This is a genomic window from Nocardia sp. JW2 (assembly GCF_051843015.1).
GTDB lineage: Bacteria > Actinomycetota > Actinomycetes > Mycobacteriales > Mycobacteriaceae > Nocardia > Nocardia coubleae.
In genome coordinates, this window is sequence record NZ_JBPXLK010000011.1 from 35,145 (window position 1) to 48,679 (window position 13,535).

12 protein-coding genes are annotated in these 13,535 nt (G+C 70.1%); 3 read left to right on the plus strand and 9 right to left on the minus strand.

From position 1 onward, the window contains the following. Window positions 1-21: 21 nt before the first annotated feature. The 9 genes from mraY to ACSVDM_RS17275 form a co-directional block, all read right to left on the minus strand. Entirely contained in the window at window positions 22-1,098 is a 1,077-nt protein-coding gene (mraY, locus tag ACSVDM_RS17235) for a phospho-N-acetylmuramoyl-pentapeptide-transferase (RefSeq protein WP_067497468.1), read from the minus strand. Then, complete coding sequence (locus ACSVDM_RS17240) at window positions 1,095-2,594, minus strand: UDP-N-acetylmuramoyl-tripeptide--D-alanyl-D-alanine ligase (protein ID WP_439266152.1); 1,500 nt, start codon at window positions 2,592-2,594, stop codon at window positions 1,095-1,097. The genes mraY and ACSVDM_RS17240 overlap by 4 nt, the downstream gene beginning before the upstream one ends. Continuing rightward, the gene (locus tag ACSVDM_RS17245) at window positions 2,591-4,315 is read right to left on the minus strand and encodes a UDP-N-acetylmuramoyl-L-alanyl-D-glutamate--2,6-diaminopimelate ligase (protein WP_439266154.1); all 1,725 of its coding nucleotides are present in this window, start codon (window positions 4,313-4,315) and stop codon (window positions 2,591-2,593) included. The genes ACSVDM_RS17240 and ACSVDM_RS17245 overlap by 4 nt, the downstream gene beginning before the upstream one ends. 57 nt (window positions 4,316-4,372) lie before the next feature. After that, entirely contained in the window at window positions 4,373-6,256 is a 1,884-nt protein-coding gene (locus ACSVDM_RS17250; RefSeq protein ID WP_439266156.1) for a peptidoglycan D,D-transpeptidase FtsI family protein, read from the minus strand. Beyond that, the gene (locus tag ACSVDM_RS17255; RefSeq protein ID WP_439266157.1) at window positions 6,253-7,182 is read right to left on the minus strand and encodes a hypothetical protein; all 930 of its coding nucleotides are present in this window, start codon (window positions 7,180-7,182) and stop codon (window positions 6,253-6,255) included. Before ACSVDM_RS17255 ends, ACSVDM_RS17250 begins: the two co-directional genes overlap by 4 nt. After that, on the minus strand, window positions 7,179-8,177 hold the full coding sequence (rsmH, locus tag ACSVDM_RS17260) for a 16S rRNA (cytosine(1402)-N(4))-methyltransferase RsmH (RefSeq protein ID WP_439266159.1): 999 nt from the start codon (window positions 8,175-8,177) through the stop codon (window positions 7,179-7,181). Before rsmH ends, ACSVDM_RS17255 begins: the two co-directional genes overlap by 4 nt. Window positions 8,178-8,369: 192 nt before the next feature. Next, complete coding sequence (gene mraZ, locus ACSVDM_RS17265; RefSeq protein ID WP_067497455.1) at window positions 8,370-8,801, minus strand: division/cell wall cluster transcriptional repressor MraZ; 432 nt, start codon at window positions 8,799-8,801, stop codon at window positions 8,370-8,372. Between the two features lie 429 nt (window positions 8,802-9,230). Next, window positions 9,231-9,653: a DUF3040 domain-containing protein gene (locus ACSVDM_RS17270; protein ID WP_067497452.1), complete on the minus strand. Its 423-nt coding sequence runs from the start codon at window positions 9,651-9,653 to the stop codon at window positions 9,231-9,233. A gap of 125 nt (window positions 9,654-9,778) precedes the next feature. Continuing rightward, entirely contained in the window at window positions 9,779-10,228 is a 450-nt protein-coding gene (locus ACSVDM_RS17275; RefSeq protein ID WP_067497449.1) for an SAV_6107 family HEPN domain-containing protein, read from the minus strand. A 100-nt stretch (window positions 10,229-10,328) separates the two neighbouring features. On the opposite strand from ACSVDM_RS17275, the gene ACSVDM_RS17280 reads away from it, so the two are divergent. The 3 genes from ACSVDM_RS17280 (at window position 10,329) to ACSVDM_RS17290 (ending at window position 13,526) form a co-directional block, all read left to right on the plus strand. Next, complete coding sequence (locus tag ACSVDM_RS17280) at window positions 10,329-10,964, plus strand: GNAT family N-acetyltransferase (RefSeq protein WP_067642897.1); 636 nt, start codon at window positions 10,329-10,331, stop codon at window positions 10,962-10,964. Further along, the gene (locus ACSVDM_RS17285) at window positions 10,961-12,538 is read left to right on the plus strand and encodes a phytoene desaturase family protein (RefSeq protein WP_439266163.1); all 1,578 of its coding nucleotides are present in this window, start codon (window positions 10,961-10,963) and stop codon (window positions 12,536-12,538) included. The genes ACSVDM_RS17280 and ACSVDM_RS17285 overlap by 4 nt, the downstream gene beginning before the upstream one ends. A gap of 163 nt (window positions 12,539-12,701) precedes the next feature. Then, window positions 12,702-13,526 carry a carotenoid biosynthesis protein gene (locus ACSVDM_RS17290; protein WP_439266164.1) on the plus strand — a complete coding sequence of 275 codons (825 nt, stop codon included), beginning with the start codon at window positions 12,702-12,704 and terminating at the stop codon, window positions 13,524-13,526. The last annotated feature ends 9 nt before the right edge of the window (window positions 13,527-13,535 follow it).

Genomic DNA, 13,535 nt, shown 5'->3' on the forward strand with positions numbered 1-13,535 from the left:
AGTGTTCTACCATTTCCGCTCTCACCCGACCTGGGACAGGTATTCGCTGTAGAACAGTCCGAGACCCACGGCGGCCGCGATGCCTGCCAGGATCCAGAACCGGATGATCACCGTAGTCTCCGCCCACTTGCTCAATTCGAAGTGGTGGTGGAACGGCGCCATCTTGAACAATCGGTTGCGGGTGGTGCGGTACACCGCCACCTGCAGCACCACCGACGCCGCCTCGGCGACGAACAGCGCGCCGATGACGACCATCAGCAGCTCGGTGCGGGTGGTGATGGACAGACCGGCCAGCATGCCGCCGAGGGCGAGCGATCCGGTGTCGCCCATGAAGATCTTGGCGGGCGCGGCGTTCCACCACAGGAAGCCGATGCAGGCGGCGGCGGCCGCCGCGCAGACCAGCGCGAGGTCGAGGGGGTCGCGCACGTTGTAGCACCCGGGTCCGGGGCTGGTGGCGCAGGCGTTGCGGTACTGCCAGAAGGTGATGATGACGTAGGCGCCGAGCACCAGGCTCATCGATCCGGCGGCGAGACCGTCGAGACCGTCGGTCAGGTTGACCGCGTTGGACCAGGCCACGACCAGCAGACACACCATGATCACGAACACCAGCGCGCCCATCGACACCGTCGACCAGTCACGCACGTACGAGATGTGCTTGCTGCCGGGGGTGAGCCCGTTGTCGGCCCGGAACTGCAGCACCAGCACCGCGAAGATCACCGCGGCACTGATCTGGCCGATGTACTTACCGGCCGCCGACAACCCGAGATTGCGCTGTTTGCGCAGCTTGATGAAGTCGTCGAGGAAGCCGACCACACCGAGTGCGGTGGTCAGCCCGAGTACGAGCAGGCCCGAGGCCGTCGGACCCTCGGCGTCGTAGCCGAGGCCGATCAGGTGCGAACCGAGGTATCCGGCCCACATACCGATCAGGATGGCGACACCACCCATCGTCGGGGTGCCGCGTTTGGCCTGATGGCTGGCCGGGCCGTCGACCCGGATCTCCTGGCCGAAGCCCTGTTTGGCGAAGACCCGGATCAGGAACGGCGTCAACAGGATCGACACCGCGAGCGCGATCCCCGCCGCGAACAAAATCTGCCTCATCGAGCTGCCTCCGAGCTACCTTCCCCTGCCCTGGTCAGGTGTTCGGCGACGGCCCACAGACCGACCGCTTTCGACGCCTTGACCAGTACCACATCGCCGGCGGCGATTTCGTCGTCGAGCAGCGCGATGGCCGCCGAGATATCGGGTACGAGGATCGACTCCTCGCCCCATGAGCCTTCCATCACCGCTCCCTGGTGCATTCCCCGGGAGGGTCGTCCGGTGCCGACCACGATCAATCGGTCGACGTCGAGTCGCACGGCGAGCCGTCCGATCGCGTCGTGTTCGATGACCGAGGTGTCGCCGAGTTCGCCCATCTCCCCGAGCACGGCCCAGCTGCGGCGCGGTTCGGGGCCCGACTTGGCGAGGGTGACCAGCGCCTTGAGCGCGGCCCGCACCGAGTCGGGGTTGGCGTTGTAGGAGTCGTTGATGACGGTGATGCCGTCGGGCGTGGTCCGCACGTCCATCCGGCGCACCGACGCGGCCGTCGCCCCGGACAGTGCCTGGGCCACGGTCGCCAGGTCGGCGCCGCATTCCAGGGCGACGGCGGCGGCCGAGAGCGCGTTGCCAACCTGGTGCTCACCGTGCACGGCCAGCTGCACCGGCACCGATTCGCCACCCGCGTGCAGGGTGAAGCGGGCGCGGGCCTGGTCGTCGGTGGTCACGTCGGTGGCACGGATGTCGGCGTCGCCGGACAGGCCGACCGTCACCACGCGCGCTTTCGTGCGCGAGGCCATGGCGGCGACGTTCGGGTCGTCGGCGTTGAGCACGGCCAGGCCCTCGGCCGGGAGTGCTTCGACCAGTTCACCCTTGGCCTGCGCGATGGCCTCGCGGCTGCCGAACTCACCGAGGTGGGCGGTGCCGACATTGAGCACCACACCGATGCGCGGCGGCGCGATGCGGGCCAGAGCGGCGATGTGGCCGACGCCGCGCGCCGACATCTCGAGGGCGAGGAACTTGGTGTCGGCGTCGGCGCGCAGGGCCGTCCACGGGTGGCCGAGTTCGTTGTTGAACGATCCGGGCGGGGCGACCACAGGACCCAGCGGTGCGAGCACGGCGGCCAGCAGGTCCTTGGTCGAGGTCTTGCCCGACGACCCGGTGACACCGACGACGGTGAGACCGGTGCGCTCGGCCAGCCGCTCGGTGCTCACGCGTGCCAGTTCGGCCAGGGCCGCGAGCACGGCGGCACCGGAGCCGTCGCCGTCGTGGCTCAGGGCCACCGAGGTGGCGGGCACGGTGCCCGCGTCCGGCGCGACGACGATGGCGGGCACGCCGACCGGGCGTGCCGCCAGCACGGCGACAGCTCCGGCCTCGACCGCGTTCGCCGCGTAGTCGTGTCCGTCGGAGTTGGCGCCGGGTAGTGCGAGGAACAGATCACCGGGACCGATTCGGCGCGAATCGAATTCGACCGACCCGGTCACCAGTGCCTGGGGGTCGGGTACGTCGTGCAGCTCGCCGCCGACGACGTCCGCGATCTCCCGCAGTGTCATCTCGATCATGAAACCGTCAAGTCCTCCGAGTCCGTGTGCGGACTGTGTTGTGCCAGTAGAGAATCCAGCTCCGCGGCGAGGACCTCACGGTCGTCGAAGGGATGCTTGACGCCCTGGATCTCCTGACCCGCCTCGTGGCCCTTGCCCGCGATGAGCACCACGTCGCCGGAACGCGCCCAGGCGAGTGCGGCGGCGATGGCCGCCGCGCGGTCACCGATCTCGCGGATCTCGCCGCGGTCGGTGGCCGGGAGTTCGTGCGCACCGGCGACCACGGCGGCGCGGATGGCCGCCGGGTCCTCGGTGCGTGGATTGTCGTCGGTGACGATCACCAGGTCGGCACCGCGTGCCGCCGCCGCGCCCATGAGCGGGCGCTTGGCCGCGTCCCGGTCGCCGCCCGCGCCGACGACCACCGCGAGCCTGCCGCGGCCCGCGTCGGCGAGGTGCGCGCGCAGGGTGGCGACCACCGATTCGATCGCGGCGGGCTTGTGCGCGTAGTCGACGACGGCGAGAAAGTCCTGTCCGCGTTCGACGCGCTGCATGCGGCCTGGCACGTCGACGGTGGCCAGCGCGGGCGCGGCGATCGCCGGATCGACCCCGGCGGCCGCGCAGGTGGCGACGGCGAGCAGGGCGTTGGCGACGTTGTAGCGGCCCGGCAGGCGCAAACGGACGGTCAGCTCGCCGCTCGGGCCGACCGCGGTGAACTCCTGTTCGCCGCCGGTGGTTTTCACCTCACCGACAACCTGCCAGTCCGCACCGGTCGACGCGGCGTGGGCGGGTGCCCCCGCACCTGACTCCCCGGATGCGCCGGTGCGCCCGGGCTGCTCGGAGTCGGTGCGCGCCGCGCGATCAGAGCTGCCGACCGTGCGGCTCCGGGAGGTGTTCGCGGGGTCGCCGGTCGAGACCGTGATCGGGGCCGCGAGGTCCGCGGCAAGGCGCCTGCCCCACTCGTCGTCCACACAGATCACCGAGGTGCGCGCGGCGATGGGCGAGTCCGGTTCGAACAGGCGGCGTTTCGCGGCGAAGTAGTCCTCGAAGTCCTTGTGGAAGTCGAGGTGGTCCTGGGAGAGGTTGGTGAACGCGCCGACGGCGAAGCGCACACCGTCGACCCGGCCGAGGGCCAGCGCGTGGCTCGACACCTCCATGACCACCGCCTGCACACCCTGCTCGACCATGGCCGCGAACATCGCGTGCAGCTGCGGCGCCTCGGGAGTGGTGAGCGCGCTCGGCACCCGCTGCCCGCCGATGCGGGTTTCGATGGTGCCGATCAGGCCGGTCGACAGGCCCGCCGCGACCAGACCCGCCTCCACCAGGTACGACGTGGTGGTCTTGCCGGAGGTGCCGGTGATGCCGACGATGCGCAGGCGATCGCTGGGGTGACCGTAGATCTCGGCGGACAGCTCGCCGAGCACGGCACGCGGGTCATCACGCACCAGCACGGGCACCGCCACCTCGCCGATCAGTTCGGCACCCGTCGCGTCGGTGAACACCGCGACCGCGCCGCGCGCGACGGCGTCGGCGGCGAAACGGGCGCCGTGCGAGGTGGCGCCGGGCAGGCCGGCGAACAGGTCACCGGGGCGGACGGCGTTGGATCGTTGCTCGATGCCGGTGACGGTCACCTCGGCCGGTACCGGGGTGAGTGTGGTGGCGCCGGTGAGCTCCAGCAGGGCCTGCAGCGGCGTCGACGGCGGGGTGTTCGGCCGGAGCGCGTGCGGGCTGGACTGCGCGGGCACAAGGCTCCTCTCTGAGAGTGATCGAGCGCGTGGGCAAGACGACGAGTCAGGTTACCGTCAGAGCCCGGCCTCCAGCACCAGCGGCCTAGCCTCCGGCGACGGCGGCACCCGGTCGCGCTGCAACGCCCAGGAGGCGATGGTGTGGAACAGCGGCGCGGCCGACCCGCCACCGGAGCCGTCGGAGCTGCGTACCGGCGCGTCGAGCATCATGCCGATCACGTAGCGCGGGTTGTCGGCGGGCGCCATCCCGGCGAAGGTGATGTAGAACGACGAGGTCGAATAGCAGCGGCACGCCGGGTCGACCTTCTGCGCGGTGCCGGTCTTGCCCGCCACCTGGTAGCCCTCCACGGCGGCCTGCGGCCCGGTGCCCATCTGCACACCCATCGGGTCCTTCTGCACGGTCGCCTGGAAAACCGTGCGCAACGTGGCGGCGGTCTGCGGGCTGACCACTCGCACGGGCTCGGGCTGCAGTTCCTCGGTACGGGTGTTGTCGGGGGCGATTCTGGCCTTCACGATGCGCGGTGGGATGCGCAGGCCGTCGTTGGCGATGGCCTGGTACATGCCGGTCATCTGCAATGTCGTCATCGAAAGGCCCTGGCCGATGGGCAGATTGGCGAAGGTGCCGCCGGACCACTGGTCGCGGGCGGGCACCTGCCCCGGGCTCTCGCCGGGCAGGCCGATGCCGGTGCGCTTGCCGAGACCGAAGCGGTCGATCATGTCGGCGAAGCGGTCCTCCCCCACCCGTTGCGCGAGCATGAGGGTGCCGACATTGGACGACTTACCGAAGATGCCCGTGGTGGTGTAGGGCGCCACGTCGTGTTGCCAGGCGTCGTTGACGGTGACGCCCGACATCCTGATCGAACCCGGCACCTGCAGCACTTCGTCGGGGTCGGTCAGTCCGTACTCGAGCGCGGCGGCGGCGGTGATGATCTTGTTCACCGAGCCGGGTTCGAAGGGCTCCGACACCGACGGGTTGCTCATGTTCGCCGAGGCCCAGTGCTGGGGTCCCAGTGCGGGATTGAAGGTGTTGTCGTTGGCCATGGCCAGCACCTGGCCGGTCTTGGCGTCGAGCACGACCGCCGAGGCCGAGGCCGCGCCGGAGAGCTGTTTGGCCTGCTGCACCTGCTGCTGCACGAAGTACTGCATGTCCTCGTCGAGGGTGAGCTCCACGCCGTGCCCGTTCACCGCGGGCTGCTGGTCGCGGTAGCTGCCGGGGATCACCGCGCCGTCGGAGCCACGATCGTAGGTGCGGGAACCGTCGGTGCCGGCGAGGACCGAGTCGAGTGCCGATTCGAGGCCGATCTGGCCGTGCCCGTCCCAGCCGGTCGCACCGACCACATTGGCCGCCAGCGCCCCGCCGGGATATTCGCGCAGGTCCTGGCGTTCGGAACCGACTTCAGGGAACTTGGTGGTGATCTCGGTGGCGATCCGGGGATCGACATTGCGGGCCAGATAGTGGAAGGGCTTGTCGCTGCGCAGCTTGTCGAGCAGCTCCTCCTCTTTCGGGCCGCTCGCGCCGAGCTTGTCGTGCACGAACTTCGCGATGTCCTTCAGGCGCTGCTCGGGGTCGGGCGCGTTCTCCTTGGTCTTCTTCGCGTCGGCGAGCTGCTGGCGCACCCGGACCGGTTGGAACGTCAGCGCTTTCGCGGTGATGGTGAAGGCCAGCGGGTTGCCGTAGCGGTCGGTGATCGGGCCGCGCACGGCGGCCTCGGTCTCCTTGGTGGTGCGCTGCGAGGCGGCCTGCGCGGAGAGTCCCGGTGCGGCGATGCTCTGGATGTAGAGCAGTTGCAGCGCGACCACGGCGAGGGTGGCCAGCATGGTGACCCGGCCGACGCCGAGGCGCAGCCGGATCGGCCGGTCCGGCGAGAGCGACCCGCTGCGCCGGGCCCTCGACGAGACCGGCCCGCGTCGCTGTCGCGACGCGGGCCCGCTCTGCCTCATCGGCCCGCCTCGGGAGCGACGATCTGCGGCGTCTCGCTCGGCGGGCCCGCGTCCGGTAACGGCGCGACATCCGGTGCCGGGGGCGGCGTGTCGGCCGGGGCCGCGGCCACCTCCACCCGATCGGGGACCAGTTGGGGTGCCGGTGCCTGTACCGGCGACTCCGACGGTGCAACGGGAGCGCCCTCGCCCGCGGGCGGGACCTGTGCCTGCGGCGAACCCGGTACGCCCTGCGGCGATTCGGGCTGGGCCTGCGACGGATCCACCACGGGCGCGTTCGCCGCTCCGGCCTGGCCACCCGGTGCCGCGAGCACGGCGGGCGGAGTGTTGTTCGGAGCGGCGGGGTCGGTGGCCGGGGTGCCCGGCTGCACCGGAACCACCCGCTCGCCCTGCGCCTGCTGACCCGGCGCCGGGTTCTGTGTGGTCGTCGGCGGCCCGTTCAACGGCGGCGCGGGTGCCCCTTGGGCGGGCGTCGGTGTGCCGATCACGGTCACTTCCCCGCCGGGACCGATCACCAGACGCGCCGGATCCTTGGCCGGGATCATGCCGAGTTCCCGTGCGCGCGCGGCCAGTTCGGGAGCCGAGTCGGCGGCCGCGACCTCGCGCTGCAGTGCGGCCCGCTCGTCGGCGAGTGTTCGGTTGTCCGCGCGCATGTCGCCGAGCAGGTAGCTGTCCTCGGCGGCACGGGTGGTGAGCAGCAGGGTGAGCGCGAGACCGCAACCGAGCAGACCGATGATCGCGGTGACGAACGGGATGCGCCCGGCCATGGTCGAGGACCGATCGGGCAGCGATATCCCGTCGAGCAGCTGCTGGCGGGTGCGTTTGCGCGCGTAGGCCCGCTGCGCGGCACCGGACTTCACTCGTTCGGCCGCCTGCACGCGCCGGGCGGTACGCCCCGGCACGGCAACGGTGCTCGTCCGCACGCTCATCGTGTCCCCTCCTGTGTCCTCCCTGACCTCTCCGTGATCCGTTCGGCCGCACGCATCCGCACCGGAGCGGACCTCGGGTTGGCCTCGATCTCGGACTCGGTCGCCTTTTCCGCGCCGCGGGTGAGCATCCTGAACTCCGGTCCCATGCCGGGCAGTTCGACCGGCAGGTCCATCGGGGACCGGGACACGATCCGTGGCGCGAATTCCTGCTTCACCAGCCGGTCTTCGAGCGACTGGTACGACATCACGCAGATCCGCCCGCCCACGCGCAGCGCGTCGAGCGCCGCGGGCAGCGCGGCCCGCAGCGAGTCGAGTTCTCCGTTGACCTCCACCCGCAGCGCCTGGAACGTGCGCTTGGCGGGATGCCCACCGGTGCGGCGCGCGGCGGCCGGGATGGTGGCGTACAGCACCTCGACCAATTCGGCGCTGGTGCTGAACGGCTTGACGGCGCGGCGGCGCAACACCTCCGAGGCGATCTTGCCCGCGAACCGTTCGTCGCCATAGGTTTTCAGCACCCGGGCCAGGTCGCCGTGGCTGTAGGTGTTGAGCACGTCGGCGGCGGTGATGCCGGTGGTGGGGTCCATCCGCATGTCCAGCGGCGCGTCGACGGAGTAGGCGAAGCCGCGGTCGGCCTCGTCCAGCTGCATCGATGACACGCCGAGATCCATGAGAATCGCTGACACCGAACCGGTTTCGGCCAGTCCCGCCTCGGCGAGCGCCTCGGGGATGCCGTCGTAGCGGGTGTGCACCAACGTGATCCGGTCGGCGTAGGGCGCAAGGCGCTCGCCGGCCAGTTTCAGCGCGTTGGTGTCGCGGTCGAGTCCGACCAGCCGCGCGTTCGGGTAGGTGCGCAGGAAGTGTTCGGCGTGCCCGCCGAGGCCGAGGGTCGCGTCGAGGTAGACCGCGCCCGGCTCGTCGAGTGCCGGACCGAGCAGGTCGTCGGCACGCTCGAGCAGCACCGGCACATGACGGGGGTTCTCGGTGTCATGGTTCACCTCGACCTCCCGGGATACTGCCTCGCGTCGCAGACGGGTCGCCTTGCCACACAGTGCTTTTGGAATGAGTTGCTTACTCGGATGAGTGCGAATGCGTCGAGGTCTCTGACCGGGGCGCGGCACCTGGCGTCGGGGAAGTACGTCAGGGTCCACGCCCGGGCAGAGGCCTCGCAGCACTCGCGTGCTGCGGGGTCAGAAGATCCCGCCCAGCGACTCGTCTCTGGCTTGCGCGTAGTCCTCCTCGTGCTCGGCGAGGTAGGACTCCCACGCCTGCTTGTCCCATATCTCGAGGAAGTCGACCGAACCGATCACCACGCAATCCCGGGTGAGTCCGGCATAGCGTTTGTGGTCCGGCGACAACGTGATCCGGCCCTGTGCGTCCGGACGCTGCTCGTCGGTTCCGGCCGCAAGTGCCCGGACGAAAGCCCTTGCCTGCGGGTTGCTTCGAGACGCCGCCGCGGCCCGCCGGGCGAGCGCGGTGAACTCTTCTTTCGGATACACGGCAAGGCTGTGGTCTTGACCCTTCGTGACCATCAACCCTCCCGCCAGATCGTCTCGGAACTTCGCAGGCAACGTCAGTCGCCCTTTGTCGTCCAATCGGGGGGTGTAGGTACCGAGAAACATTCCCGGCCACCTCCCTACTGGATCACCTGGCCGTACGGCCTCTCCTGTAGTGCGCGACCCACATTACCCCACTTTCCCCCACTTTCAATCGAAACCCTGGGTGATCCTGCTCCCCGCCAACACAATTCCGCAGGTCATGTCAGCTATCAATGAGATTCGGGATTATCGCGTGTTAGGACAACCCGCGCGGGTCGGCAATGCCCGGTTCCGACAACGTTCAGCAAACTTCCCAGGTGCCACCGGCGGACCTGTCGTTCGACGGCGTACGAGACTGCCCTGGTGGGGGATGGTGGGGAAGGTGGGGGAACCGCCCTGCGAGTGCGATCCGGGCCGACCCGGACGAGGGCATGCGAAAGCGGTGCCGCACCCGCGACCGGGTGCGACACCGCTTGCTATGCCGTTGTGCTCGACCTCACGGTCGGAGCAGGGCTACTCCTGCTCGAATCTGCGGCGGAATCGGTCTTCCATCCGCTCCGAGAAGCCGCCCGACTTGCGCGGCCGCTGGCCACCGCGCCCGCCCGACGGGCCGGCGCCCGCCGGCGGTTCACCGGGGGCGTCCGCCGCACCCGGCCGACGCGAGCTGCCGATCATCAGGAGGACACCGGCGCCGAACATGGCGATGAAGCCCACGAGACTGATGATCGGGAACCCGCCCGGCTTGAACGGGGCGGCGATGCCGGCGACGAGCAGGAACAGGCCGACGGCGAACAACGCCGCAGCTTGGAGCCTGCGTCGACTCGACGTGGAGCGAAGTCGTCCGCCGCGGACGGACGAGGCGAACTTCGGGTCCTCAGCATAGAGAGCGCTCTCGATCTGTTCGAGCATGCGCTGCTCGTGCTCGGAGAGTGGCACGGTACCTCCCCCGGCACTAGGCGTGGCTGGTCGCCTCCGGGTAGGCGACGGGTAGCCGACCTTGGCGGCTATCTGCTCCCCATGATACGAGTTCGATCGAGGCCGTACCACCTACTCGGTGATAACTAAGCGGTCATGTCCCGGTCGCGACTCGGCTGCGGGCGTGTCTTGGCGGCGGCGACCAGCGCATCGTCGACGTCGTAGAGGAACGCGCCCACCCGCGAACAGAACTCGTCGGCTTGTGTGTCGGTGATCGTGCGGTCCAATCCGGCCTCCAGGGCGGCCCGCAGCGGCGAGTGCGCCTCGAAGTAGTCGGCCCACATCGCGAACTCCGGCGTGGCGCGTCTCAGTAACACCCAGGCGCTGCGCGAACGAGCCCGCGGCGCGCGATCGGCGCCGGTGAGCGCGATCATCGCACCCGCGCCACGCAGCGCGGCCAGATAGGCGGTGCGGAACCGCTCCCCCGGCTCGTGCTCCCAGGCCGAGTCGGTGAGCAGCGCATCGGCCTGTCGTAGCAGCCCGCCGGCGCGGCCGTCGTGGCCCGCGTGCGCTCGACCATCGTTGTGACCAGGCATCTGCTGCCCCTTTCGCCCCTCGCACAGATCGAACAACCATTCGAACGTTTGAATTGAGATTGAATATAGGGACACCCACCGACAAGTTCCGACGAGAGCGATGACAGCCGTCAAGCCCAATCACCACACTCCAGCACCTGTGGTCGTCGACCTGAGCGTCGCCGCCCTGCGGGCCCGCCTGCACGACGCCCTCTCGGTGTATGTGGCCGCGATGGACTATCCGCGCGGCACCGAACATCACCGTGCCCCGATGTGGAACGAGCACACCACCCGGGCGGGCTGGCGGGCGGTGGCCGCCGTGCTGCCCGACGACGCGGGCGGGGTCGACCTGCGCACCGCCCCACTGCTCGCCATCGCCTACGGATACAGCGGCGCGCCGCGGCAGTGGTGGCATCAGCAGGTACACACCGGGATGCGCCGGTGCGGCTGGCCGGAGGCGGCCGCGCGCGAGCTGCTCGCCGACTACTTCGAGCTCACCGAGCTGCACGTGCACCCGGCCGCACAGGGTCGCGGGATCGGGGCGACGCTGCTCGAGCGGTTGCTCGCCGACCGCCCCGAGGCGGCGGTGCTGCTGTCGACGCCGGAGGTTCCCGAGGAGGACAACCGGGCCTGGCGGTTGTACCGGCGCGCGGGATTCACCGATGTGATCCGCAATTTCGTCTTCGCGGGTGATACCCGGCCGTTCGCGATCCTCGGCCGCAGGCTGCCGATGCCACCGGCGGGCGAACGGGCGTGAGCCGGAGCGAGACAACGGTCGTCGTCGGATCGGGGCACAACGCGCTGGTCGCCGCCTGCTATCTGGCGCGGGCCGGGCAGCGGGTCCAGGTACTCGAACGAGACACGGTGCCCGGCGGGGCGGTGTCGACGGTCGAACGGTTCCCCGGCCATCTTGTGGATCGCGGTTCCTCGGCGCACATCATGGTCCGGCACACCGGGATCATCGAGGAACTCGAGCTCGAGCGGTTCGGGTTGCGCTATCTCGACTGTGATCCGTGGGGATTCACGCCGTCCGACGGTGTGCGCCCACCGATCGTGTTCCACCGCGATCTCGACGCCACCTGCGCGTCGATCGCGGCGGCGTGCGGGACGAAAGACGCCGAGGCCTACCGGCGTTTCGTCGCGGTGTGGGGTGAGCGAAGCGCGCGGGTGATGCGGGCGTTCGGTGGTCCGCCGACGCCGGGGAGGCTGGTTCGCGCGTTCTGGGGGCTGGACGCGCGCGACGGCGGGTCGGCGCTGTCGCGGGAATTTCTGCAGACCGGCGACGCGCTGCTGGACTACTGGTTCGACGACGAACGACTCAAGGCGTCGCTGGCGTGGTTCGGTGCGCAGTCGGGTCCGCCGATGTCGGAACCGGGGACCGCGCCGATGGCCGGCTTCGCCGCACTCATGCACACCTTGCCGCCGGGGCGGGCCGTGGGGGGAAGTGGGGCGCTCAGCGCGGCGCTGATCGCGCGGCTGCGCGCCGACGGCGGTGAGGTCCACACCGGTGATGCCGTCACGGAGCTACGGCGGTCGGGGCGCGGGTGGCAGGTGCGCACGGAATCGGGGCGTGAGCTGCGCGCCGACACCGTGATCGCGGGCTCGCACATCCTCGCCACCCTCGACCTGTTGCGCGCGGGCGGTTTCGACGAGACAGTGCTCGACGACTGGCAGCGCCGCATCCGGGTCGGTCCCGGCATCGGCATGGTGGTGCGCCTGGCCACCGACCGGCTGCCGTCCTACCCCGGTGCATCGGCGGCGGAGTCCGCATACGGTCTGCAGTTCCTCGTATCGGATCGCAGGCAGTTGCGGGCCGCGCACGGCGCGGCCTCGGCCGGTGAACTGCCGCCACGGCCGGTGGTGCTGGCGATGAGTTTCAGCGCGCTCGACCCGACCATCGCCCCACCCGGTGAACACCAACTGTCGCTGTGGGCGCAGTGGCACCCCTACGAACTCGCCGACGGCAGCGATTGGTCGGCGCACGCCGAGCAGGAAGCCGACCGGATCATCGCCGAAGTCGACCGGTACGCACCGGGCTTCGCCGATTCGGTGTTGCGTCGTTTCGTGCAGACCCCGGTCGACCTGGAACGGGAGATGGGCCTGCGCGGTGGCAATGTGATGCACGTGGAGATGTCGCTGGACCAGATGATGCTGTGGCGGCCGTTGCCGGAGCTGTCGGGTCAGCGGGTGCCCGGTGCGCCAGGCCTGTACCTCACGGGCGCGTCCACCCACCCGGGTGGCGGGGTGTCAGGAGCCAGCGGACGCAGTGCCGCCCGCCTGGTGCTCGGCGACCGACGCACCCGCCGATTCCCCTTGTCGCGCAGGCGATGACAGCGCCCGATCCGCGTGCCCCGTGGAGCAGCCGTCCCCGGGACGCCCCCGAATCGCCGCCGTGTGACACCGAGACCGATCGGCAGAGGTCGTGACTACCAGCCGCACGCTCGGCCGAATCGCAGCCACTGCCCAGAAATGGGTTGGTGTCCGTCGTCAGCGGATGATCCCAGCGTTCGCGGCGGTGGCGCTGGTGCTCGTACAGATCGCCTATCCGTTGAGTGTGGGCGCGGCGCGGGATCGGGTCACGGTGGCCGTGGTGGTGTTGTCGGTGTCGACCGCGCTGCTGCATGCGGTAACTACTCGTGGGTGGCGGTGGGCGGCAGGGTTTTTCGTCATCGTCTCCGGGATCGGGCTCGCCTCCGAGATCGTGGGTACGGCGACCGGGGTGCCCTACGGCGCGTATGTCTATGCGACGGATCGGCTCGGGCCCGCACTTGCCGATGTGCCGCTGGTGGTGCCGCTGGCGTGGACCGGTGGGCTGTATCCGATCTGGGTCGTCGCGGGACTGCTCGTGGGGACCGATGCGGCAAGAACCGGTGGCCACGGCACGGGAGGCGCCGCCGGGGTGAACAGGGTCGGCGGGCGGGCCGGCGTCATACGTGCCGCACTGCTCGTTGTCGGGGCGGTGGGATGGGACCTGTTTCTCGATCCGCAGATGGTCGCCGACGGGCAGTGGACCTGGTCGGTCACCGACGCCGGTCTGCCGGGGCTGGCGCAGATTCCCTACACCAACTATCTGGGCTGGATGCTCGTCGCGTCGCTGATGGCGGTGCTGCTCACCGCACTCGACCGGTTGCTCCCCCGCGCCCACGATCCGTCGGTGGCCGTGCCGGTCGCGGTGTTCGCGTGGACCTGGCTCGGCTCGGCCCTCGCGCACGCGGTGTTCCTCGGCCTTCCCGCATCGGCGGCCTGGGGTTTCGCCGGGATGGGACTGCTCGGAATCCCGTTGGCTCGCCAGGCTGCCGCACGGTGGCGAAACCCCTGATCGCGGCGG

Excerpts from the sequence above, each read along its gene's own strand:
- ACSVDM_RS17250 (WP_439266156.1), bottom strand. The coding sequence starts at position 6,256 with ATGAGGCAGAGCGGGCCCGCGTCGCGACAGCGACGCGGGCCGGTCTCG.
- ACSVDM_RS17240 (WP_439266152.1), bottom strand. The coding sequence starts at position 2,594 with ATGATCGAGATGACACTGCGGGAGATCGCGGACGTCGTCGGCGGCGAG.
- mraY (WP_067497468.1), bottom strand. The coding sequence starts at position 1,098 with ATGAGGCAGATTTTGTTCGCGGCGGGGATCGCGCTCGCGGTGTCGATC.
- ACSVDM_RS17275 (WP_067497449.1), bottom strand. The coding sequence starts at position 10,228 with ATGCCTGGTCACAACGATGGTCGAGCGCACGCGGGCCACGACGGCCGC.
- ACSVDM_RS17255 (WP_439266157.1), bottom strand. The coding sequence starts at position 7,182 with ATGAGCGTGCGGACGAGCACCGTTGCCGTGCCGGGGCGTACCGCCCGG.
- ACSVDM_RS17280 (WP_067642897.1), top strand. The coding sequence starts at position 10,329 with ATGACAGCCGTCAAGCCCAATCACCACACTCCAGCACCTGTGGTCGTC.
- ACSVDM_RS17290 (WP_439266164.1), top strand. The coding sequence starts at position 12,702 with ATGATCCCAGCGTTCGCGGCGGTGGCGCTGGTGCTCGTACAGATCGCC.
- mraZ (WP_067497455.1), bottom strand. The coding sequence starts at position 8,801 with ATGTTTCTCGGTACCTACACCCCCCGATTGGACGACAAAGGGCGACTG.